Genomic DNA, 24,590 nt, shown 5'->3' with positions numbered 1-24,590 from the left:
ATCCTACTCTGTTGCCAGCTGAATGTATTCCTCCAAGGTCAAGCCTCGTTTTTTTATATCACGGGCATAGGTTTTTCCTACATATCTAATATGCCAGGGCTCATACATATATCCAGTTGTTTTCTCGTCACCCTTCGGATAGCGGATGATAAATCCATATTCAGCAGAATTTTGAGCAAGCCATTGTCCGGCCGTTGTGGAGCCAAAATCTTCGTTAAGCTGATAGTTATTTTCAACACTCGATACATCCATTGTTAGACCAGTTTGATGCTCACTCTTACCAGGCTCAGCTACCGATTGTTGGGCATACTCTAAACCAGATGCTTCAATTTCTGCATTATATAGCTGTACCTGTCTTTCATATGAACGAAAACCGGACACAGCTGCTAATTGTACTCCATCTTCATCGGCCGCAGAAAACATCTTCTCGAGTGCCTCTGCAGCTTCCTTTCTCATCAGCTGTTTTTCATGCTCTCCTACGAATGAAAAAGTAACATTCGGTTTCACCAAATCATCTGCTCGGTAACCAATCGGAAGACTATTCTCCTTATTTACCAACACAAGTATATTATCAGGATTTTGGATAACGTTTACTCCATCCTCGACCTTAATATCATTTAAGAATTCAGCCGCCAATTCCACACTATTTTCACCCTCTTCCGCCCCTTGATTACCTTGTCCGTTCCCTGCTGTTTCCTGTGTATGGTTCTCATTCTCTTCTTTTTTTGATTGATCCGTGCCAATGGACAAATCATTACATGCTGTGAGTAATAAAACCGTTGCCATCATCATCCTAAGAAGTATCTTTCTCATTTCTCTTCCCTCACAATTCTCTCTCTCTAGCTGTTTATTGTTTCAAAAAACCATTAAATCAGCATATGTTAATTACTATTTTGTAAACTTGTTAAATTGATATGTTTTTAAGTTTTGTTCGTATTATACTTAGTTTCCAAAAATTCAAACAAACCGCTAATCCAATGAGTGTAATATTTTATCACTCGAATGCATTTGCTTTAGATAGCGATATATGGATGTTTCCTCTAATCCTTTTCAAGTATATCTGAAAAGTTCCCAACCTGCTTGATTTTTTCAAAAAATCCTGGTGGATAATCCAATACAAAAATTCAAATAAATTATCAATAGTACAATTATAAAAAAAAGCTCTGGTTTTCACCAGAGCTTTTTTGTTTTTATAATATTAAGATTCAATAGCAGTATCCAAAGCAACTTCGATCATATCATTAAATGTCGTTTGTCTCTCTTCAGCTGTCGTTTCTTCACCTGTAAGGATATGGTCACTGACAGTAAGAATTGATAATGCTTGTCTGCCATATTTAGCAGCTAAAGTGTATAATGCAGTGGTTTCCATCTCAATAGCTAAGATGCCATATTGTGCCCATTTTTCATGGTCTGCTTTATCATTGTAAAATTGGTCTGCAGTAAATACATTACCAACTTTTAATTGAAGTCCTTTTTCCACACCTGTGTCATATGCTTTTTTTAATAAGCCAAAATCAGCTGTAGGGGCAAAGTCGATTCCATCAAAAAGTAATTTATTCATATTGGAATCAGTTGATGATGTCATGGCTAAAATAACATCTCTCACTTTTACATCTTTTTGAATCGCACCGCATGTTCCTACACGAATTAATTTTTGTACACCATAGCTTTGCATCAATTCATTTACATAAATAGAGATGGACGGAACTCCCATACCTGTCCCTTGAACAGACACTTTTTTCCCTTTATAAGTTCCTGTATAACCAAACATGTTTCTAACTTCATTATAACAAACAGGATTTTCTAAAAATGTTTCAGCTATATATTTTGCTCTTAATGGATCTCCCGGCAATAGCACAGCTTCTGCGATTTCGTTTTCTTTAGCGCCTATATGTACACTCATGTTTGAATATTTCCTCCTTTATGTAAAGACAAAACTGTCTATATTCAATATAACTATACCATAGGCTTTCAAAGAAAATAAAATTACCGATAATTCAGACTTCAACAAACATGAATTCGATTTACAACAGCCCAGCCACCAGATTGAAGCTGGTAGTAGCTCTTTTTCTCGTAATTGTCCCCAATCATAATGATATCACCACTTGATATGGTTCTTCCTTTATAATTCTCAGGTATTAAATCCCTTATATTAAACTTTCTAAACAACTTATTGATGACTTCCGTATGATTTTCTCCGTCTATATAGCCTTGATATACCTGTTTATAACCTTTCTTCTCCCGAGGGTGTTCTGTTTGAAAAATGGCGATTTCATACTCTCTTCTTCGCAAAGCCGACCACTTTAAAATTCTTTGTTTAAGCATACTTTCCCTCCTCATCCGTTTGCTATTTAAAATTACACCCTCCTATAACAAATTCCTGCATTGAAAATCTTCTAGTTTTGTCGAATCCTAAATTTATGAGTTTTGGCCTAGTCTTTTTTATAAATTATACCGTTAAATATTTACAACTTCAGTGGCTAGAGAACCATTTACAATCTGCCTATACTTTTGAATTCAAAAAAACAGACCAAGAGAAGTCTGTTTTTTACTTAGTGAGGCTCTTTTTTCTCTCTTGTTGTTTGATCGACCACTAATTTTTCTAGTTTTTTTATAGCTGTTTTCATCACTTTCCCATAGGTTTCATCACCAAACATGTCACGTAAAATTCGATAATCATTATAAATATCGAGAAGATGGTTAATTTTCTCTTGATGATCATACTCCTGGTTACCATTTTTATTTAAATGTGCGAGCGGTGATGGCTCTGTTAGTTTCTTGTACTGATTTGATTTCAATTTTTGATTAAGAGAATGTTTCTTCAAAAATTGTTCTGCATCTTTTGCATCTGCCAAAAAAATCAAATCATCCTCATTGCATTCTAGCCACTCATTGTCAGTAATTCTAGATAATTCGTAAATAATATCTTCCCACGATTCTTCTTTATATCTCCAAATTTCAGTTCGAAAGCCAATGACTTTAAAGATTTCCTTTCCGTACCCTTTCACTTGCACTAAATCTCCAAAAAAATACTTGTAATCAATGTTTACATGTTCTGCTTCAAATAAAAGCCCTTCAAAATCCTCTACAAGCATTAAGGATGATTCCGTAAATACTCCATCAGCACCTTGGACTTCATATACATATGTTTGATTAAATTCCTGAACGGATTTCACTTTACCGACAATTCCATTCACAAGTATGACTACTGAATTACCAATTGCAAACTTCGGTTTATTACGCTTGCCCATTGCTGCCACCCCTCGCAGTTCGGGTAGAATTTTTATCAGTATATGCAGCTCTTTTATTGAGGGGAAGCCTATTATTTAAACTCTTTTAGCGATCTTCCCGAAAAAACAAGACTTGATCCACTAAAAGGATGATATTGGTGGATCATTTATATTTTTGACGTTGGCTTAATTCACCGATTTAGACTGAATTTGTGACAGAATCGACTGCTTTCTTCCTGTACCCTACTGTATTTACTGTAAATTAACAATTTCTATCCATTTTATGACTGTCGGATAGAGACATACAACAAATGCCCTCTTTCCTCAAAAAAAAGCAATCCACTTATTCACACGTTAATATGAATAAGTAGATTGCTAAATAAATTTTCATATGATAGTTAAATAGAAATATCTCCATCGGAAGGAATGGTTAGAATAATGCTCGTTCCTTCTCCTTCTACGCTTGTTACTTCAAATGTACCCTTTAACTCTTCCATGATTTTCATGCTTGTGGCCAGTCCCAATCCAGTACCATTTTCTTTTGTTGTAAAGAATGGGGTACCAAGCTTGGATAACGTTTCTGCACGAATACCCGGTCCATTATCCTTAATGATTAATTTCATTTTATCCTCAAAACAATCTGTTAAAATACTGATTGTTCCGCCATCTTTCATAGCATCTCGAGAATTTTGGATTATATTTAAAATCACTTGATAAAGACGGTTTCGATCTGTATAAATGATTCCATCGTAATGAATATCTTTTAATATCGTAATATTGTTTTTATTTAACTCCGCTCTTTGCAGTAAAATAATTTCTTCAATCAACTCAGTAACTGAATATTTTTTCATGATTAACTGATATGGTTTTGATAGATTCAACAATTCACCGACTATTCTATTCATACGATTTAATTCTTCTATAATAATATCAATATAATTTTTAAATATCTTTTCATCATAGGGGTGATCTCTTAATAGCTGGAAAAGCCCTCGAATCGTCGTAATAGGGTTTCTGATCTCATGGGCTACTCCGGCCGCTAATTGGCCAACATATTTAAGTTTCTCCGTTCTGAGTATCTCCTTTTCCCGTTGTTCCAAGGTTTCTATCATGGAAATAAAAGCCCTATTAAGTACATTTAGCTCATGATATGTACTTTCTATTTGGTTATATTTTTTCCCATTCGTATATCTCTCCACACCTTCCGCCATCCTGACAACAGGCTTAACTACCGTTTTGGATAAATAATAGACAAATAGTAAAATACCAATCAGCAGTATCAACCCTATCATTAGATAACGATCAATTAATTGCTGCAATGGAGCATATACCACTTTTTTACTAGCTGCGGTAATTACATACCACTGTTCCTGAGCATCCGCTCTTTCCTTGATTGGTTTCACAGCAAATAGCTGCTTGCCATTCTTAGACTGGATTAATTCATTTTGTTTATCAGAGGCAATCAATTCATCCAGTGAAAGATTATTTTCTTCCAAAAAGTTTGTTTTCATAATATTATCTTCATTTTGTTCTGATACAATCCAGCCCTCGTGATTAATCATAAACGCTGTATAAGGAAATTTTTCACGCTCAAGTGTTAAATTGGACTCGATCGTTTTCCAAAGATGAAATAAATTAAAAGTTGGAGCAAATACTCCATTTATTTCATTATCATTGGTATATATTGGTGTGCTGATCAAAAAAAACGGCTTTTCACGATCTAATTTATACACTTTAGACAAGTACTGAATGCCTGCGCTTGATTTTTCAAAGGATTCACTATTTATAAAATAAGGAGTAATATCATTGTACTTTTCCGAGGGAATTACATCCCCGTCCTTATTAACATAGATATATCCGGAGTAAATCGACTTTGATTCAACATATTCCTTTAAAAAATTCAATGAATGCGTTTTATTTTCGCTTTCTATTTCGGAATGCCGACTTAAATAAGCTAGATCGCTGATTCTCTCATCTATAAAACGATCTGTTGTATCTGCCGCATGGTATGCAGCCGTTCTTAATGTCATTTTTACTTGATTTTCAATCAACGATCGCTGGGTCGAATACGAGATAATCCCAAGACATAGTAAAGGAACCGTTGAAATAATAAGAGAATAACTTAACAAACGGGTTTGTAATCGAACTGGCATAAGAACACCTGTTTCTTTCCGTTAAATTCAATTGCTAAAAAGCTCAGAATCCTACTAAAAATTTATAAAGCTTCGATATGATTAATCTGATTTTCTACAAACTATAACTCACCAATATGCTGAAGGTAAAGATTCCATGCATCGTCAAATAGGCTCATGTCCAATATATAGTCAACATTCATTTCTAGATACAGGCTTATTTCATGATAGTCAGACGAATTCTTAGGGAACCCGGGATCATGAAAAACATTTTCAGCAAACATGGACATCTCACTTTTCTCCAGGGCATGCCTATATGTGTTTAAAAATTGATAAAAAGATTTCACTTGCTTTCGCTCCACTCATTTAACATTAATTATGCATTATACATAATACCTAAAAAAACTACATAATGCTATTATTTACCTTGTTAATCAGGCCATATTACGTGGGAGGATGAAAGGAATAGTAACTTCATTCACTAGCATCAACCCTTTTTGCTACTATGTATATTGCGGATAATTCCTCATTCTATTCTGTAACAAGTATACATGAATACAATTCATTTCCATATATTATAAACCATTTAAATGTTGCAGAATAATACTTATTCACAAAAAAACCTCGGAATGATCCGAGGATTTTGATTATACTAAAACCGGTTCTACTTTAACTTTCTGAGCTTTGCGGATAATATCACGTGCTACCCAGACTCCGCAGGCACTTGCCTGCGCTAATCCCCTTGTAATACCGCCTCCGTCTCCACCTACATATAAATTTAATATGTCTGACTGGAAGTGCTCATCTAAATTTGGTCTTGCTGAATAGAATTTTGCTTCTACTCCATAAAACAATGTGTGCTCAGATGCTAAACCTGGCGTTACTTTATTTAAAGCTTCGGTCATTTCTATTAAACTTTTCATTGTATTGTAGGGTAAAACTAAGCCTAAATCTCCAGGAACCGCTTCTTTCATTGTAGGCTCGATAAAGCCTTCTTTTATTCTCTTAACAGTAGAACGTCTTCCTTTTAAGATATCTCCATACTTTTGAATAATTAAACCGCCATTTGAAAGGGCATTTGCCAGTTTGGATATCTCATGGGCATATTCCGTAGGCTTATCAAACGGCTCAGAAAATTTATGGGATACCAGTAATGCAAAGTTTGTATTCTCACTGCCAAGCTCAGGATCTTTATAGGCATGACCATTCGCCAGCATTATTCCAGAATGATTTTCAACTACAACATGCCCGGAAGGATTGGAGCAGAATGTGCGAACCTGCGTACCAACAGAGGTATTGTAGATAAATTTACCTTCATATAAATGTTTATTGATTTCTTCCATTACCACATTGGATGTTTCAACCCTTACACCAATGTCAACCTGGTTACTCGTCATTTTAAATTTACGTTTTTTAAGAATCTCCGTTAACCATTTGGAACCGTCTCTCCCAGGTGCAGCAACGACATAATCAGAGTATAGCTTTTCACCATTTTTAAGAACAATTCCTTTGGCTACATATTGGTTATCCTGCTTTTCAGTTACTACATCTTCTACTTCAGCCTTAAAAACCATATCAATTTTGTCTTTTAAATATTCATATATACTTTTTAATATTTCCAGATTCTGTTCCGTTCCTAAGTGACGTACATATGCTCGCAAAAGCTTTAACCCAGCTGCATAGCCTGACTTCTCAATTCGGCGCACTTCTTCACTCATCGGATTTGTAATCGTATCGGTAGCACCATGCTTTAAGTTAATTGCATCTACATATTTTATCAGTTCGATGACTTGATTTTTTGACAAATAATCTGTCATCCATCCACCAAATTCGCTTGTAATATTAAATTTGCCATCAGAATATGCCCCTGCTCCACCAAAACCATTCGTAATGGAACAAGCAGGCAAACAACCTGCAAAGCTCTTTCGATTAGTAGGTGGCGGGCATTTTTCGATTCTCTTTTGCAATATGGGACAGTTCCGTCTATATATATCATGACCTTTATCAATTAAAAGTACCTTCGCCTGTGGTAATTTTAGAGTAAATTCGTAGGCAGCAAATATTCCGGCAGGACCGGCACCCACGATAATTACATCATAATTCGTTTTCATATGAGGATCTCCTCCATTTATAGGTCTGCTACGCACTAAAAATCATACCAAAGCGAACCTATACCGTCAACAGAAAATACGAACATTAATATATTAATCAATTATTTCGTTCGTTTTTAAAGTGATAATATGTAGATTTTAACCAAAAAATGGACTTTTTTTCACTAATTACGCAAAAAAGGACGGATAACCGTCCCATTTCCTTTTTAATCAGCAAGGGCTGCAGAAAGAAGCACCTATAATAATAAGGAGGATAAATAACACAACAATCAATGCGAACCCGGAACCAAAACCGCCTCCGTGTCCTCCATAACCTCCACCGTAACCATATCCGCCACAACCGCTGAAACATCCATCTTGACCACCGTAATACATCTGTTTCACTCCTTTAGAAGTTCATCATTACATTTTTACTATATGTGTTATCCGCCCTTTAGGTATGTGCATTCGCCTAATTTGATTGCCTTTTTTATGTAAATATTGTAACATTATTGTAACATCAGACTAGATTATAGAGAGAAAAATGGGGGTTAATCGTATTTTCAAACGCAAGCAAGGGATATTACTTGTTGTGATGGTTGCCACGGGTTTATTGGCTTTTTTCAGTATGAATGTGTTTTACAGCAAAAGCCAAACACAGGGCTTAATGGATAAATTAGAGAACGGACAAAAAATTCGCTATTTAATTGTAGGTGATAGCATTGGTCGTGGATCGGGAGCAGAAAAGCTTGAACTTACTTGGTTCTCCCAATTAGAGAATATGATTCATGAGAAATATGGAAGCAAAATGAGCGGACAATATATTGTTCAAAGTGGTGCCACTTCATTTGAAGGTATCTATAAATTGCAAGAAACAAAGGTTTCTCCATACACAGATTTAATCTTCATTGTTTTTGGTGAAAACGACAGGAAATACATGCTGAAAGATGATTTTGCCGAATTGTATGAGAATCTAATTAGACACGCTAAAATCAGTGCACCACAAGCAAACGTAATAACTGTGATCGAGAGCAGCTTGCCGGATGAGGGATTTGCCCAAACAATTATGGATATCAGCAAGCATTATGGAGCTGTCTCAGTAGACATGCGACCAGTCTTTAAACAGGCGCCATTATCGATTTCCGAGTTAACAAAGGACTCCGTTCATCCAAATGGAAAAGGGTACTCTTTATATGCGAATGAAATTTTTAACATCCTTAGTACATTGGATCATGCACAAAAACCAGTGACTCTGCCTGAAGCCAAATATATTCAAAACGATTATCAATTAAAAATGAATAATCGATACACTCATAATTACGGGTTTACGAAACATGATGGATATCTGCATTCAAATAAAGAAAAGAGTCAATTAATCTATCAATTTAAAGGACCAATCATTGGTGCCGTTTTACTGCGCGGTCCAGATGGTGGTACGGCTGATATTTATATAGACGATCAATTTCATAGTACCATCAGTACTTGGTGGCCCTTTCAAAAAGAACGATATATTTATCTGGCCAATAACCTCGGGGAAGGAACACATGAACTAAAAATTGTTCCTTCCGGTCTTCAAAGTAAAAACAATTCAACAGACGAATCCTATATACGGATTTCTGGGATACTTGAAAAAGAATAAAAGTTAATAAGGAACTGCCTGTTAATTACACTTCTCTTCTTAAAGGAAATTTTCCATTACGAATCATTAGAAAAATTACATGTAAAACAGCAAAAGAGGCTGGGACATAAGTATTTCAGTCAATGATAAATCCGAACTATTAGGTGATATTTCAATAAATATTTCGCCTATAGCTCGGATTTTTATTTATTTTCAATAGATTGGTTCCTTCTGTATCCCATTATTAAACTTAGTGGAATGAAGCGGAAGCCACCGACTCCTGCGGGAAGTAACGGAGGCTTAAGACCTGAGCAAGGCGCAGCCGAGGAGGCTAAAGCCTTCCTCCCCGCGGAAAGCGAGTGGAGTAAGCGCGCAATGGACCGAACTTTTTTCAATTACATCATTTTTCACCCCAGAAACTATACTCATATTTATCAAAATTCATCCTGTGCTTCAAAAATGTTTGAAAAAATCCCATTTGTTCTATTTCTATCTCAAAATAGCCTGTAACTGGATGTTCTGCTGATAAGTTAAAAATCCTGCGATATTCATTTAATGGAATAGATACTAGTTCCTCTTCACCAATAACGAACTTATCTTCATCATCAATTTCGTTCCATTGAATCATCCTTGTTTCTTCCTCAGAGAAAAAATATGGCGACGTACATTGTTCAACAAACAGTCCATTACTTTCAGCAAATCGAATAGCAGATTGACAATTTACATTGGACCCAATATACATATAGTAATCATAGCCAAAGTGTATGAAGAATTGATCTTTACTATATAGCTTACACCATATAAAATTTCGCAAAATCATTTTGCAAATCAAGCGCAATTCATTTTTGTTTACCATCAGGTCTTCTTTGATAACCAGCTTTTCAAATTCCTGTTCGTATAAAGGTGATGTAAGGTCTTCTTCAGAAATCTTCTTTTCCAATTGTAAAATTCTTAGTGAATCAATATTACTTTCCCCCATGAATTTAATCATGGAATTTATATAAGCTGCCTCAACCTGGAAATATTCATTAAAAGTGAATTCTTTCCCATTAATAAATTTCCCTATTTCAGAAGGACAAGTCCATTCCTCCGCTATGGTATAGTACCCATTCTCATCCCTAAAATCTGGATTATACTTTGTGACACACCACTGAAAATTTATTTGTTTAACCACCCTTCCCCTCCTCCATTCTCCGTAAGTAAAGTATATCATTTACATTATATTTCATATTAAAATTCCAAATTGCAGGAGTTTTCTTTTTAACATCTCGTGTTTTGCAAGAGAATTTAAGGCTGTAAAAGCTCTTAAAATGAAACGAGAACCCGTCAGTATAATGATGTAAAAATATATCATAAAGAAAAAATAACAGATTCACATTTTCCAAACCCCATTTGCTCTATTACGAATACGGTTTACATAACAAAAAGGATAATCACCCGAGCGGGGCAATATTACCCTAACTCAGAGAGATTATCCTTACGCTTTATCAGCTAAACAACTTTTTATATAACCCGTAACCTTCTTTTTCTAAATCCTCTTTTGGAATAAACTTTAATGCGGCAGAATTAATGCAGTATCTTATTCCTGAAGGACCAGGACCGTCGGGAAATACATGTCCTAAATGGGAATCCGCTTCGTTACTCCTGACCTCTATACGACGCATGCCATGTGAAAAATCGTCCTTTTCGATTACTTCAGACTCATCAATAGGCTTGGTGAAACTTGGCCAGCCACATCCCGCATCATATTTATCCTTTGAACTGAAGAGCGGTTTTCCCGAAACGATATCCACGTAGATTCCTTCTTGTTGGTTGTCCCAATATTCATTTCGAAAAGATGGCTCTGTACCATTTCGCTGGGTTACGTCATATTGCATCGGTGTTAATTCTTTTAGACGCTCAGAATAATTGGTCATTTATTTTCACCCCAATGCTCTTTAATAAAACCAGCACGCCCAGAACCTACTTGATAGGATTCATAATGATCTTTATTCTTCTTATAGAAATGCTGGTGGTACTCCTCAGCTGGATAAAAAGTTTTGGCAGGAAGAATCGGTGTTACAATTTCCTTTGTAAATCTGCCGCTGTTACCCAACTCTTTTTTGGATTGCTCTGCAATTTCCTTTTGTTCCTCAGTTGTATAGAAAATGGCTGTCTTATAGGAGTCTCCTCGATCACAAAATTGTCCGCCTGCATCTGTCGGGTCAATTTGCTGCCAGAATAGCTCCATAATTGATTTATATTTTATAATAGCTGGATCAAATGTAATTTCCACTGCTTCTACATGCCCAGTACTTCCAGAACAAACTTCCTCGTAAGTAGGATTTTCTTTATGTCCGCCTGTATATCCCGAAATAACACTTTTTACTCCTGGAAATGTGTCAAACGGTTTTACCATGCACCAAAAACACCCACCGGCAAATATTGCTTTTTCCATCATCCTACCTCCTTTTGAGTTTATATTTATAAACGTATAGATATTCTACCCTTTTTTTGTAAATTAAGAAAATGGTTTGCTTATGACTTTTTTCATACAAAGACACATGCCTAAGCTCTCTTGCATATAGCTAGAATATAATTTGGAAGTGCTAGGAGTGAGACCAATGTCCTCTATGAATGGACAAAGCTATTATCAGAAAGCGAAGGAATACGATTTACTGTCCCAGTATTATAAATATACGAATCCTGATTTGTATATCAAGTATTACTATCGACACCTGCATTATATGAATCAGTTACTTCACCAAGGGGCAGGCAATGAGAGGACTATGCTTGGAAAGGTAAGGTTTTTTCACGCCCTTCCATCTGTAAAAAGCATAGATTTATATATAAACGGAACACGGATTTTCAAGAACATCCCCTCTAAATCTGTTAGTCATTATTTATCACTGCCTGAAGGGAAATATGAATTTGATGTTTATCCGAGCGGCCAATCACATTCCGCTTTATTAAGCAGAAAAGTAGACATTAAAGAAGGAACTTCTTATACCATGATTGCTGCAGCAAAGCGAGTAGGATTTTCTCTCTTTTCAATCGAGGATAATCTTACTCTTCCGACCAGGGAGACAAAGTTAAACTCTCTAAATCTAAATCCTGATTCAGCTGGTATCGATATCGCTGTAACAGGTGGAGATACCATATTTTCTAATTTAACCTATAAAAAGCCCAGCTCGTATCTGGGATTGACTCCGATGACAATAGAAATTTTAGTGAAGTGTTCAAGATCGAAAGAAATGATTCTTGATCCTTTTTCCGTCACCCTTCATCCCGACCAAATATACACGATGCTGATTTTAAGCTCAGGAACTGACCATAAAGATACAGAAATTGTGTTTATATAAAAATGAGAGGAATTGCATCCATGGATTCATGGTACAATTCCTCTTTTTACAATTATTCCACCGGAACTAACAAGCTTAACTCAATATCATCATTTTTGAGATCAAAAGCCTTTGCTTTAACAGTGATTCCACTCTTAAGATCCATTTGGCTTAAAGCCAAATATATAGTTTTTTCTTTAGGTCGTATCATAACCCATTCAGGTGTATCATATTTTTCGTTAATGTAATTCAATACAAATGTTGCCGGCAAACTCATACCGCCAATTTGAATAGCTTCATGCTTTAAAAGCAAATCCCCATTTTTGAGTGTAACCGGTTCAAATAACACCTTGATCTCGACATTTCTGCCAAACGCAGATAATGTACCGTACAATTCCAGGCTTTCCTTTAAAAGCACCTCATATTTAATTGGACTATCTGAGCTTTCTTCCTCAATATAATAATTAATAATCCGATTAAGATCTTCCTTATTGGATCTAAACGGTATCTCTACTTTTTCATCGTTAGTAGATAGTTTATTTAATGATTCTTCATCCTTTATTGGACGAGTCGTCCAATAGATCAGGATACAGGCAGCAATTAGGTTGATTGCTAAAAGCCCCAAAAACAACCCTTTCCACTTATTATCTATTTTGAAGATTCTCCTCATTCTTCTCCCCCTCTTGTACCATCCTCATCGTATTTATATCTTTAACAGTACTCTCTTTCATTTTCTCATATATACGTGAAGCAATAATCTCATATCCCCTGTCATTCGGATGAAAATAATCCTCTTTGTATAAAAGATTTTCATTTGATTTTGAGAATGCATCGTCAATTCGTATGAAAAAAGCATTCGGGTCCTCAGAAACTATTCCCTCACTGACGCTATTCCAATCATCCATGATAATATCCAGTTCCTGAAATGCAGATATCCATTTTCCGAACGGATTATACAAGCCAACAAAATAAATTTCTGCCTCTTTATTATATTGCCTAATTATACTAAAGATTTCTTTCAGTCGCTCTTCATAACGAATAGCCTCTAAATTAAAATCCTGCATGGTCAAGTTTGTAAATTGCTCTTTTACAACTCTCATGATATCGTTTCCGCCAATTGTAATAATAATGGCATCTGAAGTTTGTATATCAGATATTAATTGCGGCGTATTCAACTGCCTTAAAAGATCTGCAGTTCGATTGCCACGGATACCATGATTTGTAAATTCCGCTTCTCTTATCCCCTTATTTTGTTCTAAATAGGAGACTAAATAAGGAATATACCCCCCTTGATCACTGCTATCCCCAACCCCCTGGGTCAAGGAATCCCCCAGTGAAACTACCTTTACATCGGTAGGAAAAAAATCATCCGGAATTTCCCGCTTTAATGCTTTTGTTATAGAAGAGGCCGAATGTTCTTCCACTTGCTTTCCAAAAATATATTGATAAGGACTGCATCCTGCAAGCATAAATATCATAATCACAGTTATCAAGGTTTTCCAACACATAGCTGTCACCTGCCTAAAGCTTACTCTTTATTATATTCATTATATTTACAAGAAATATCCTTATGATATAAAAAAAGACAGGTTTCCCCTGCCCCTAATTTGACTGTAGTATTTTTATATGTTTAATAATATCCTCGAATGGAATACCTTCAACCCCGGAATATTGCTGAACAACTGTGCCATCTTGATCAACCAACGAAAAGCTGGTTCCATGAATTACCTGGTCCCCTTCTGCAGGCTTCTGCACCAATACTTTAAAGCTATCCTGTGCCAGACTTTCAATCATATCTTGGTCATACCCTGTTAAAAAGCTCCAATTATCGAAATCCGCCTGAAAGCTTTCCCCGTATTTTTTCAAAATAGCAGGATTGTCAACTTCCGGATCGATACTAAAGGAAACAAAATGTACATCTTCAAGGCCTTCTTCAGTAATCATATTTTGAAGTTTTTTCATATTGGAAGTCATCGGCAAACATACTGTAGTGCAATTTGTAAAAATAAAATCAGCGATCCATACTTTTCCTTTTAAATCACCTTTTGATACTTTTTTTTCATTTTGGTCTGTAAAGGTAAAATCATCTACCTTCCAATTTACCGCATTGGGTATTTCTTGTTGAGAGCAACCATTTACAATTAAAATCAGAAAAAACACCATTGCTATTTTGCCAAAATAATTCATGAATTACCCACCCTGTATTTAATCTCTAATACTGTTAATTTTATCAAAATCTATATTTTCACAAAAGTATTTTGCCTTTGATTGGCGGATTGTCTTATCATTTTTATTTCAATTAAAATCAATCAAATGCTCAGTATTATGAACAAGGTGCTTTAAATCTTACTATAACATCCCTTGGAGCTCTATTATATTTTGATATTGAAATACTGGTAAGTTCGTTAGAATTTCTTTGACTCGTTATAAAACCCTACTCGAACTGAATTTCAATCGTAACAATTTCAGAGCGTGTGCCAATCCGAATAGGCGGTCCCCAAAAACCAAAACCGGATGTCACGATCGAGTGCATCTGATCCTTTTTTAAATAACCCCAATCATTTTCATATATCGCATCAGTAATTAGGTTCCCCGGAAAAATCTGACCGCGATGGGTATGTCCTGAAACCATTAAGTCAATCCCTTCATGCTGCGCAACATCAAGTTCATAGGGCTGATGTTCCAATAAAATGGCTGGCTTTTCAAGATTTACACCACTCATTAATTTATCTAATGGCAACCTATCTTGTTCTGTTCGATCCTTTCGTCCAATAAGGGTGAACTCTTCTTTAACCTCTACAGTTTCATCGTACAGCACGTGAATTCCACTGTATTCTAATGCTTTAATCAGTTCCTGCATCGTACCATCATGCTTGTCATGATTGCCAAGTGATGCATACACCCCGTATGGCGCCTGAAGCTTAGATAATATCTGATCAATCTTCTGATCAAGGAATGGCTGAACATCATCATCAAATAGATCTCCAGGCAAAAGGATTAGATCAGGATTCAGTTCGTTTACTTTCTTTACCAAACGCTCCGCATGGTCTTTACCCGATAGCAGCCCAAAGTGTGTATCTGCAGCCATTACGATATGTAGGTTTTCAAGAGAAGAGGAACCTTTATCCATCTTAATTTCATAGTTGCGTACAACTGGGCTGTAGGCATTATATGTACCAAATATCATAAATGTAATCAACAGTCCTACCGTGATGATTCCTGCCCATAACTGTGTTTTGGGACGATGCAGCCGTGTGAGGCGTAGGAGGATAACTGTAATATGTGCAAGCGGAACTAGCATTAACAGCAAGTAAAAGCATGCCATCCAATAAGCACCAACAATATTTAAAAATGTTAACCCTGAAAAGCGGCCAATTATAAATGAGCTAGCCGCAAGTACAATGATGAGGCTGTATAGGATCTTAAATCGCCGACTTGAAGATTCCGGCCGTAGCCAACGATATCCGCGCCAGCCTATATAGTAGACGAGCCCGCCATAAAGCAGCAGTGCAATAATCAGAATAAGTATGAACATATGTATTCCGAAAGACTCCTTTTCGCATGATTTTTATCGTTTAGTTTAATAAGATAACATCCTACTTTATTATGACCTACCTATACTTGATTGTTAATTTATTTGATTTACCTATTTTATTTCATATCAACTAAAAGGGACATACACTTTAAATGTTGTACCTTTATTTTTCCCACTATCGACTTCAATCTTCCCTTTCATTCTCTCAATAACTTGATAACAAACCATCAATCCAATACCCGTCCCTTTATCTTTTAATGAGTAGAAGGCTGTGCCTAAACGTTTCAATTGTTCCTCACTCATACCGATACCTGTATCTGATATCGAAAAGACTATATAATCTCCTTCTTTTTGAATGGATAAAGTCAGTTCGCCGCCATCCTTCATTGCCTCAATCCCATTTTTCATAATATTGATTAATACCTGCTTCACTTCGTTTGTATTTATGTATATTTCCAAGTCAAAATCCAATTCGAAACGTAAATGAATATTACTGACCATTAAGGCGTATCCGTTCATTAAATCAACAATATGAGCGGAGAACTCTGATAACATCACATGTTCCTTCGATCCTAAATCCGGCTTGGCAAGAGATAAATAATCGTTAATAATTCCTTCAGCCCGATTGATTTCATCTACCATTAATTTTATATAAGATAATTCCTCTTCAGATAACTTGCTTTTATTTTGAAAGATTTGCAGAAACCCTTTTACAACGGTCATAGGATTTCGAATCTCATGAGCAACCGATGCTGCCAATTGTCCAATGGCGTTCATTTTTTCAGCCTGTTGCAGCTCTTTTTGAATACTCGTCCTATATACAATATTATCAATTTCTTTGATGGCTTCATCAAAATTATTGATTAACATTTCATTATCAGATTTGGAACCAATCTGTACCGAAGTAATTGAAAGCTTTTTAAATAAAATATGAAGTTGATGAACCATATGGTTGAATTGTTCAAAAAGCTCCTCAAAATCTGTTGAGGAATCTTCGGTTAAGTTAACATTAAACTCACCCTGACTTACCTTCGTAATTCCTTTAATCAGCTTATGAACAGGGCTCATTAATTTATTTAAATAATGACGAAGGACACCATATGCCATACAAAAAATGATTAAAATACATCCAATGAATAGGAGTATCCAATACAAGTTTTTCGTGAGCGCTTCTTCTGCATTGATTGTCACCGCTAATATAGCTTTATTGGGCTCTTCCAATCCATCAATTCCAGCATAGACATTGACCCATTTTTCCGAAGATTCCTTATATATTTCTGTTATCTGCGGATTTTCACCATGTATGACCTTTTGAATATAAGGTAGTGTTCGTTTACTTGGCACAAAGGGTGTGCCTTCCTTTATACCATTAGGTTGAGTACCGTCTGATGCACTGATGATTTCATACTGCTTTTTATTTTTGTTATATATAATAATATGTCCGGAATATATGTGATTACTCTGTTTATTCATTTCGTTTAGATACGTTTTTAGTTTAGATCTTGCACCTATTGAAGAATCAGTATTAACTGAAGCTTCATTTATTAATTGGGAGGGAATCATCGATGAGCCAATCATAACCATCCCCTTACCTCTTTCATACAATATATCTTCTGTATAAGCATTAATTAATTTACACCCAATTATTGAGATAAGAATGATAGTAATAAGCATTAACAAGGCTGTTCTCGTCAAAATTTTACGTTTGATTGACATCGGCTTTTTTATATTCTTCATAGATCCCTCACACAATTTCATAGTATCTATCAATAATTAGACAAAATTAGGCAGTTTTCCTGTAATAAATAGAAATTAATAGCAAAATCATAAAAAAAATACACTATCTCCATCTTGGATAGTGCATTTCTTTTACTGTTTAAATTAGTCGGAATAATACATAAAGCCGATTGCCCCAATTCCTGTATGCGTACTAATAATCGGTGTCGTTTCATAAATTGGTACATCGTCAATGCCAAGTTCACTAATTACCATTTCTTTCAATTTCATTGCAAGTTCCATGGCATCCGCGTGGGTTATGCCAATCCCCTTTAGAACTTTCCCCTCAATATCCTGCACAAGCTGCTTCACTAAGAATTTTACGATTTGACCTTGACTTCTCACCTTCGCTACAGGAGTATATTCTCCTGTATCAAGTGAAGCAATCGGTTTGATATTTAAGAGAGAACTTAACATAGCTTTCCCTTTTCCAATTCGGCCGCCCTTAACTAAATTCTCAAGGGTATCCACCACTACAAAAAGACGAGTATTTTCCCTAATATGATCCAATCGTTCAACAATCTCATCCATCGTTTTACCTTCTCTTGCCATTTCAGAAGCTGCTAGTACCTGGAATCCCAATGCATTGGATATATACTTGGAATTAACTACAGTAACTTTCCCATCAGCCATTCTGGCAGCAGTTTGAGCCGATTGCACTGTACCGCTCATTTGAGCAGTCATATGAATGGATAACACTTCACTTCCATCTTCTGTAAGTTTATTATATACTTCCAGAAATTCACCCGCTGGCGGCTGTGAACTTTTTGGCAATTCTTCTGATTGCTGCATTTTGGTAATAAATTCTTTAGATGTAATATCTACTCCATCAATGTATGTTTCGCCATTTATTGTTATTGAGAGTGGTACAACCGTTATGTCATTTTCTGCGATGACCTCCTTTGGCAGATCAAGCGTGGAATCAGTAACAATTTTAATATTTGGCATAGTTTCACATCCTATATGTATGACTAATCATATTATACATGGTAGAAAATTAAATTTAAATGAATTTCATTTTATCTAATATAAGTTAATGAAAAATTCTTACAATGAGAATACTCAATTCCTGCAAATACTACCATGGAATTTGTTAATCGATTTAAGCTATAAAGATTCTCAAAACCATAACAGATATACAAGTGAACGCTCTATATATATTTCATAAATTACAGCTATTTAGTATCTCCCCTCATCATTTATTACTATCATGAAAAATAAAAAGAGGCTGGGACATAACTTATAAACAATGCTGAAAAACGAACGATATCTGTTTCTTGTTAAAGAGTTAAGTTGGAGAAAAAAGCCCGTTCCATTGCGCTGCAGCCACTCGCTTTCCGCGAGGAGGAAGGCTTTAGCCTCCTCGGCTGTGCCTTGCTCAGGTCTCAGCCTTTCCTCTACTTCCCGCAGGAGTCGGTGGCTTCCGCTCCATTCCACTAGTTTAATAATGGTATACAGAAGTAACCAATCTATTGAAAACAAATAAAAATCCGAACTATTAGGTGAAATATTTATTAAAATATCACCTAGTAGGTCGGATTTATCATTGACTGAAATACTTATGTCCCAGCCTTTTCATTCAAATTACATTCTTAATCTAAATCCTGTTCTAGTTCGTACTGTTCTGCTTTTTTTAGCTTTCGTTTATATACAAATTTTGATAGCGAAATGCTAATTTCATATAACAGCAATAACGGAACTGAAACAACAAAATCAGATAAGAATTCAGGCGGTGTAATGATAATCGCTACTACAATTAATACAAAATATGCGTATTTCCGATACTTCGCCATCAAATAAGGGTTCAGGATCCCCAAGGACGTCAAAAACATCATGACGACTGGCAATTCAAAGAGAAATGCAAACGGCAATGACATATGAATAATAAATTTCAAATATTTATCTGCCGTATAGGATGTCGTCATCACATCATTACCCAAATCTGTCAAGAAACTCATAACGATTGGAAAAATGACAAAATAGCCAAAGGATAATCCTGCTATAAATAGAAGAAATAATGCAGGTATATAGGATAAAGCAATTTTTTGTTCGTGTTTCAAAAGCGCAGGTTTAATAAACAGCCAGAGCTGAATTGCTAGAACAGGTATTGTACAGGCAATAGCCACTATGGAGGCTATTGTAAAGTAAATCCACATAACATCACTAGGGCCAAGTACAATAAGCTTCTCATCTACATTACGAGTAAAGAATTTATATATGTCTTTAACAAAGAAAAAAGATACACATAAAAAAAGTAGGAAAGCAGTTACTGTGATGATTAACCTTGTTCTCAATTCATCAAGGTGCTCTATCATATTTAATTCTTTCTCTTCCAAACTAGAGTCACGCCTTTCTGAATCCCTTTAAAGAGGTGCAAGAATAAATTCTCACACCTCTTTTAAATAAACTATTAAATTATTTATTGATCTCTTTTTTAACATCCTTTATATCATCCACTACATCACTGGTTAAATCTTTTGTAGAATTTTTAAATTCACGTAATGTTTGACCGAAAGCTCTGCCGATTTCAGGTAGCTTTTTAGGTCCAAAGATAATCAGGACAAGCAAAAGGATTAACAGCAATCCTGGTACACCAATATTTGAAAACATTCTTTTCTCCCTCCCAAGCTGAAATGAATCTAATTCTATTATAATTGTTTTAAAGGTAAAGAAAAGTAATAATTTCATATACAAACAGAATATACTAACTTTTACTTAATTAGTAATTCGTTTTGTTAAATAAATCTACCATTCTAACTTATATTAAAAATTGATGAAGGCTGCTTCCTTTCTTTACTTCAACAAATTGGAATCCTTTAGTCTCCATTCGCTGCATCAGTCCATTATAATCCTCTCTTTTTTGCAATTCGATGCCAACAAGTGCAGGACCATTGTCTTTATTATTCTTCTTCGTATATTCAAACCTGGTTATGTCATCATTCGGTCCAAGCACCTCATCGAGAAATTCTCTCAGAGCACCCGCCCGCTGTGGAAAATGAACAATGAAATGATGCAGGAGACCTTCATATTGAAGAGATCGATCTTTGATATCCTGCATTCTCCCAATATCATTATTGCCTCCGCTAATGATGCACACGACCGTTCTTCCTACCAATTGCTCTTGATACAATTCCAGTGCTGCAACGGACATAGCTCCGGCCGGTTCAGCCACAATCGCGTGCTCATTATATAATTCCAGAATCGTGGTACATACCTTTCCTTCCGGCACAGTAACAACATCCTTAAGCAAATCGCGGCAAATAGCAAATGTTTTCTCTCCAACCTCTTTTACGGCAGCTCCATCAACAAAGGAATCAATTTGCGGAAGTTTAACCACCCGCCCCTCTTTGATTGCTGTTTGCATAGATGGTGCCCCAACCGGCTCTACGCCAATACAGGCAGTAGTGGGAGAGATACTCGCACTGTATGCAGCTACACCTGACATCAATCCGCCGCCGCCAACGCTACCAAAAATATAGTCAACAGGTACGTCTATATCATGAAATATCTCTACAGCTACCGTACCTTGTCCAGAAATGACATTTTGATCATTAAACGGATGAATGAATGCTCTATTTTCTGCTTCCTCGCACTTCCTTGCTTCTATAAATGAATCATCAAACGTATCACCAATCAGGATAATTTCCACATATTCTTTTCCAAATAACTCCACTTGATTAACTTTTTGTCTTGGAGTGGTTGTAGGCATGTAGATTTTACCCATCACCTTTAATTCATTACATGCGTAAGCTACTCCCTGAGCATGATTGCCGGCACTGGCGCATACTATGCCATTTTTCAATTCCTCTTTCGATAGATTTAGCATCGCATAAAATGCCCCACGTAATTTAAAAGAACGTACATATTGAAGGTCTTCTCTTTTCAAATAAACATTACAATGGTACTTTTCTGACAATCGATTATTTCTTTGCAAAGGAGTGTGAGCAACCTTGTTTTTTAATTGCTGATACGCGATTAAAATTTGTTCAGGCGATACTCCTTCATTTGTTTTCACCAGATGCCTCATATGCTCTCCTCCATTACTTTTATTAATTTATAAATTATAGCAGGTACGAATAATAAATCAACAGAATTTTTAGAAAAATCAATATAATTGATTTGCTGTTAACATTTCGTAAATTAATACAGTGTGATAAATTGGCTAACTTGATGAATTGATGGAACTTTGTTCATCAATAAGTTTTTCAAGCCTTAAAAAAAAACGCTAAAACAGATGGATTTTCTCCACCTGCTTTAGCGTTCAAGCACTAATGATACGTACGTATACCTTTGATTTTGATTTATGCACCCTTTAAAAGATGGCTTCTTTCCTCTTTGATTCTAGTATGAATATGTTCAGCCACTACTGTCATTCCCTCTTCTTCGTATTGTTCAGAGGTAATCGCGGGCAATATAACAAGTTTAACCTTCCCTGGCTTTATCTTATTATTGTTATTCTCAAACAAGTCCGCAGTACCTGTAATCATAAAAGGTACAATCGGCACCTTTGTATCTTTTGCAAGACGCAAGGAGCCTGCTTTGAATTCACCAATCTCCTTACCTCTGTTGCGAGTACCCTCTGGAAAAATAAGGATAGAGTGACCATCCTTTAATTTCTGGGCCCCTTCTCTAATAGCCTGTATAGAGGCACGGCGATCCTTACGATCCATAAACACGCAGCCCATTACCTCCATCCAGCCAGCAATAATCGGAAGTTTTTTCACTTCAATTTTTGAAATAAAGCCAAACGGCTTGGAGATACCAGCCATTAATACGGGTATATCAAAATTCCCTTCATGATTTCCTACAAACAATACTGGTCCATCCGGAATATTTTCGATTCCTTCGACTTCCAACTCACAGCCGGAATTCTTTAAAAATCCTTTTGCCCACTTTTTTGGAATTTGCTGAATTTCCACATCGTCACGAGCATTATTTTTCTCATAAATCTTTTTCATTTTAGACAGTCCTGGTAAGCTGTACAATAAAAAGCCGCATAAATAAATAACCATATAAATTAACCGTAGCAATGTAATAAGCCTCCTGTATTGAACCCTACTTGCGTATGTATTCTTTAAAATAATAATCGTATGGATTTTTTTCGTCTTTTGGTCCTTTTACAGATGAAAGTAATTTCCACTCTTCATCATAATTTTGGACTGGGAAGAATGTATCTCCTTCAAAATGATGATCGATATATGTCAAATAGATTTTTGATACATATGGAAGAAGCTGTTCAAATAATACTTGCCCACCGAATATGACACATTCAGTATCGGTATCTTTTTCTATTTGAAGAATTTCATCCACTGAGTGTACGACTTTTACTCCTTCAACGACCCAAGATGGATCTTTCGTTAAAACGACATTCGTTCTGCCAGGAAGTGGCTTTCCTATAGACTCAAACGTTTTTCGACCCATAATTAAAATTTTACCCATCGTGGTTTGTTTCACATGGGCCATATCCGCAGGAATACGCCATGGAAGATTATTATTGATACCGATAACGCGATTTCGATCATGTGCTACAACGATTGAAAACATCTTAATCCCCCTTTTGTTTAATTTTCTCTTATTAAATTTTAAATATCCATCTTCGAAAAATCATTGCGAATATCATTTTATCTCATATATCGAGTATCATATAAGATAGAAAAACCGAACCACAGTCGGGAACGGTTATATTGACTTGGATATTTACGTCTAACAGACTACTAAAATTCATTTACTACTTGATATACGAAACAATTAAATATTACTGACTTCTTAATCGTCAATGGACCTATTTAACCATTTAAATAACGGATTTGCAAGGTCAAATTTCTAACAATCTATACATGTTTATTCAGTAACATGATATAAACTTCTTTCAAAATCCCCTCAGGTAGATGATTTAGGTTTATTGTGTCTTTAGAAATAAAAGGTTTTTGGAATTCCTTTGTTACATAACGGGCATTATATTTTATAATTTCGTAAAATGCTAACCTCAGGTCCTTGCTGTAAAAATGGTCATATTTATGGAGTAATTGATCAATATCTCTTATTGTTACTTGCTCGCTAATCAGCTCTAAACTCATAGCATACACTTCAATTGAAGGATGTTTATCCATGAAATAGCGATAATTTAGTAAGGATTCCTGTAATCTTTTCTTGTTAACTTCATGTTCTTGATGAATTGTCCCCACAGCACGATCCACTTTAAATGTAGCACCACACTGGTGGAGCCTGTACCCTAATTCCCAGTCTTCCCATCCATAGCCAATAAACTTTGGATCAAACCATCCCGCTTGGTCTAAAAGAGTACGCTTCACAGAAAGATTACCACCCATGCAGGCAACCCAAGGAATCAGGAATTTGTCCAATTCATCCCCATAAGGGACAATGATATTCGAATAATAATAATCTTTAAAACGGATTAGTTTTTGAAATTCTTCACTTAAGAAGTTTATATTCTGGTCCACGATTTTTTTTTGGGCTCTTTGAGTTATAAAATAATAATACATGGCACCAGTTAAAACCAAGTTTTCACATTTCTCATGCCTTTTAACATGATTTTCAATATAGTCAGGATAAACCAGCATCTCCGCATCAAGAAAAATGATTAAATCCCCATCTGTATTGGCAATCCCTCGATTCCTCGTTTCTGCAAGTCCCATTTTTTTATCATTTCGAATTATACGGAAATGATTCGGAAGATCAATTGTACTGGTGCGATCATCTGATGCATCATCCACAATCATCACTTCATAATTATCATAACTTTGTTTCCGTAATGCTTCAATTGTATTTGTAAGCTGTTCATACCGATTGTGACTCGGAATGACAATTGATACTTTCACGATTTTTCAACTCACTTACCTAATCATATTTTCCGATATCAATCCAATTT

General features: G+C 35.7%; 25 protein-coding genes. 2 read left to right on the top strand and 23 right to left on the bottom strand.

The annotated features are described in order from the left end of the window. Positions 1-3: 3 nt before the first annotated feature. The 8 genes from AC4D4A_RS01135 to AC4D4A_RS01100 all read right to left on the bottom strand — a co-directional run bounded on the left by AC4D4A_RS01135 (position 4) and on the right by AC4D4A_RS01100 (position 7,848). Positions 4-813: a M15 family metallopeptidase gene (locus AC4D4A_RS01135; protein ID WP_490994191.1), complete on the bottom strand. Its 810-nt coding sequence runs from the start codon at positions 811-813 to the stop codon at positions 4-6. A 385-nt stretch (positions 814-1,198) separates the two neighbouring features. Continuing rightward, the gene (gene deoD, locus AC4D4A_RS01130) at positions 1,199-1,903 is read right to left on the bottom strand and encodes a purine-nucleoside phosphorylase (protein WP_490994190.1); all 705 of its coding nucleotides are present in this window, start codon (positions 1,901-1,903) and stop codon (positions 1,199-1,201) included. Between the two features lie 101 nt (positions 1,904-2,004). Continuing rightward, entirely contained in the window at positions 2,005-2,325 is a 321-nt protein-coding gene (locus tag AC4D4A_RS01125; protein WP_490994189.1) for a YodL domain-containing protein, read from the bottom strand. Positions 2,326-2,552: 227 nt separating this feature from the next. Then, on the bottom strand, positions 2,553-3,251 hold the full coding sequence (locus AC4D4A_RS01120; protein ID WP_490994188.1) for a YodN-related protein: 699 nt from the start codon (positions 3,249-3,251) through the stop codon (positions 2,553-2,555). 377 nt (positions 3,252-3,628) lie between these two features. Continuing rightward, positions 3,629-5,383 (bottom strand): sensor histidine kinase, encoded by a 1,755-nt coding sequence (locus AC4D4A_RS01115; RefSeq protein WP_490994187.1) that lies wholly within the window; start codon positions 5,381-5,383, stop codon positions 3,629-3,631. Between the two features lie 101 nt (positions 5,384-5,484). Further along, complete coding sequence (locus AC4D4A_RS01110) at positions 5,485-5,709, bottom strand: YozE family protein (RefSeq protein WP_490994186.1); 225 nt, start codon at positions 5,707-5,709, stop codon at positions 5,485-5,487. A gap of 300 nt (positions 5,710-6,009) precedes the next feature. Beyond that, entirely contained in the window at positions 6,010-7,473 is a 1,464-nt protein-coding gene (locus AC4D4A_RS01105; protein WP_490994185.1) for an NAD(P)/FAD-dependent oxidoreductase, read from the bottom strand. Positions 7,474-7,683: 210 nt separating this feature from the next. Next, positions 7,684-7,848 carry a YjcZ family sporulation protein gene (locus AC4D4A_RS01100; protein ID WP_490994184.1) on the bottom strand — a complete coding sequence of 55 codons (165 nt, stop codon included), beginning with the start codon at positions 7,846-7,848 and terminating at the stop codon, positions 7,684-7,686. 148 nt (positions 7,849-7,996) lie between these two features. Between AC4D4A_RS01100 and AC4D4A_RS01095 the strand changes: the two genes are divergently transcribed. Beyond that, the gene (locus tag AC4D4A_RS01095) at positions 7,997-9,091 is read left to right on the top strand and encodes an SGNH/GDSL hydrolase family protein (protein WP_490994183.1); all 1,095 of its coding nucleotides are present in this window, start codon (positions 7,997-7,999) and stop codon (positions 9,089-9,091) included. Positions 9,092-9,470: 379 nt separating this feature from the next. Here AC4D4A_RS01095 and AC4D4A_RS01090 read toward each other — a convergent pair whose 3' ends face one another. From AC4D4A_RS01090 to msrA, 3 genes are all read right to left on the bottom strand, one after another. After that, positions 9,471-10,244 (bottom strand): DUF7683 domain-containing protein, encoded by a 774-nt coding sequence (locus AC4D4A_RS01090; RefSeq protein ID WP_490994182.1) that lies wholly within the window; start codon positions 10,242-10,244, stop codon positions 9,471-9,473. Between the two features lie 313 nt (positions 10,245-10,557). Next, the gene (gene msrB / locus AC4D4A_RS01085) at positions 10,558-10,986 is read right to left on the bottom strand and encodes a peptide-methionine (R)-S-oxide reductase MsrB (RefSeq protein ID WP_490994181.1); all 429 of its coding nucleotides are present in this window, start codon (positions 10,984-10,986) and stop codon (positions 10,558-10,560) included. Then, complete coding sequence (gene msrA, locus AC4D4A_RS01080; RefSeq protein ID WP_490994180.1) at positions 10,983-11,510, bottom strand: peptide-methionine (S)-S-oxide reductase MsrA; 528 nt, start codon at positions 11,508-11,510, stop codon at positions 10,983-10,985. Before msrA ends, msrB begins: the two co-directional genes overlap by 4 nt. Before the next feature lie 163 nt (positions 11,511-11,673). Between msrA and AC4D4A_RS01075 the strand changes: the two genes are divergently transcribed. Beyond that, on the top strand, positions 11,674-12,411 hold the full coding sequence (locus tag AC4D4A_RS01075) for a DUF4397 domain-containing protein (protein ID WP_490994179.1): 738 nt from the start codon (positions 11,674-11,676) through the stop codon (positions 12,409-12,411). A 52-nt stretch (positions 12,412-12,463) separates the two neighbouring features. Here AC4D4A_RS01075 and AC4D4A_RS01070 read toward each other — a convergent pair whose 3' ends face one another. The 12 genes from AC4D4A_RS01070 to AC4D4A_RS01015 form a co-directional block, all read right to left on the bottom strand. Continuing rightward, positions 12,464-13,060: a YpmS family protein gene (locus tag AC4D4A_RS01070; RefSeq protein ID WP_490994178.1), complete on the bottom strand. Its 597-nt coding sequence runs from the start codon at positions 13,058-13,060 to the stop codon at positions 12,464-12,466. Then, positions 13,035-13,898 carry an SGNH/GDSL hydrolase family protein gene (locus AC4D4A_RS01065; RefSeq protein WP_490994177.1) on the bottom strand — a complete coding sequence of 288 codons (864 nt, stop codon included), beginning with the start codon at positions 13,896-13,898 and terminating at the stop codon, positions 13,035-13,037. The genes AC4D4A_RS01070 and AC4D4A_RS01065 overlap by 26 nt, the downstream gene beginning before the upstream one ends. 94 nt (positions 13,899-13,992) lie before the next feature. Further along, on the bottom strand, positions 13,993-14,553 hold the full coding sequence (locus tag AC4D4A_RS01060) for an SCO family protein (protein WP_490994741.1): 561 nt from the start codon (positions 14,551-14,553) through the stop codon (positions 13,993-13,995). A 271-nt stretch (positions 14,554-14,824) separates the two neighbouring features. After that, positions 14,825-15,925, bottom strand: coding sequence for a metallophosphoesterase (locus AC4D4A_RS01055; RefSeq protein ID WP_490994176.1), 1,101 nt, complete (start codon positions 15,923-15,925; stop codon positions 14,825-14,827). A 126-nt stretch (positions 15,926-16,051) separates the two neighbouring features. Next, positions 16,052-17,662 carry an ATP-binding protein gene (locus tag AC4D4A_RS01050; protein WP_490994175.1) on the bottom strand — a complete coding sequence of 537 codons (1,611 nt, stop codon included), beginning with the start codon at positions 17,660-17,662 and terminating at the stop codon, positions 16,052-16,054. A 144-nt stretch (positions 17,663-17,806) separates the two neighbouring features. After that, positions 17,807-18,649 carry a DegV family protein gene (locus AC4D4A_RS01045; protein ID WP_490994174.1) on the bottom strand — a complete coding sequence of 281 codons (843 nt, stop codon included), beginning with the start codon at positions 18,647-18,649 and terminating at the stop codon, positions 17,807-17,809. Positions 18,650-19,293: 644 nt separating this feature from the next. Next, positions 19,294-20,037 (bottom strand): twin-arginine translocase subunit TatC, encoded by a 744-nt coding sequence (gene tatC, locus AC4D4A_RS01040; RefSeq protein WP_490994173.1) that lies wholly within the window; start codon positions 20,035-20,037, stop codon positions 19,294-19,296. 79 nt (positions 20,038-20,116) lie between these two features. Then, positions 20,117-20,311, bottom strand: coding sequence for a twin-arginine translocase TatA/TatE family subunit (locus AC4D4A_RS01035; RefSeq protein WP_066107160.1), 195 nt, complete (start codon positions 20,309-20,311; stop codon positions 20,117-20,119). A gap of 148 nt (positions 20,312-20,459) precedes the next feature. Next, positions 20,460-21,728, bottom strand: a complete 1,269-nt coding sequence (gene ilvA, locus AC4D4A_RS01030; RefSeq protein ID WP_490994172.1) for a threonine ammonia-lyase IlvA — start codon at positions 21,726-21,728, stop codon at positions 20,460-20,462. 274 nt (positions 21,729-22,002) lie between these two features. Further along, positions 22,003-22,731: a lysophospholipid acyltransferase family protein gene (locus tag AC4D4A_RS01025; RefSeq protein ID WP_490994171.1), complete on the bottom strand. Its 729-nt coding sequence runs from the start codon at positions 22,729-22,731 to the stop codon at positions 22,003-22,005. A gap of 25 nt (positions 22,732-22,756) precedes the next feature. Next, positions 22,757-23,245 (bottom strand): dihydrofolate reductase, encoded by a 489-nt coding sequence (locus AC4D4A_RS01020; protein ID WP_490994170.1) that lies wholly within the window; start codon positions 23,243-23,245, stop codon positions 22,757-22,759. Positions 23,246-23,532: 287 nt separating this feature from the next. Beyond that, entirely contained in the window at positions 23,533-24,540 is a 1,008-nt protein-coding gene (locus AC4D4A_RS01015; RefSeq protein ID WP_490994169.1) for a glycosyltransferase family 2 protein, read from the bottom strand. Between the last annotated feature and the right edge of the window lie 50 nt (positions 24,541-24,590).

The sequence above is a fragment of the Pradoshia sp. Z5_111 genome, assembly GCF_058267535.1.
Note: the sequence above shows the minus strand (reverse complement) of the source record. Positions and strands in the feature narration are given on the sequence as shown.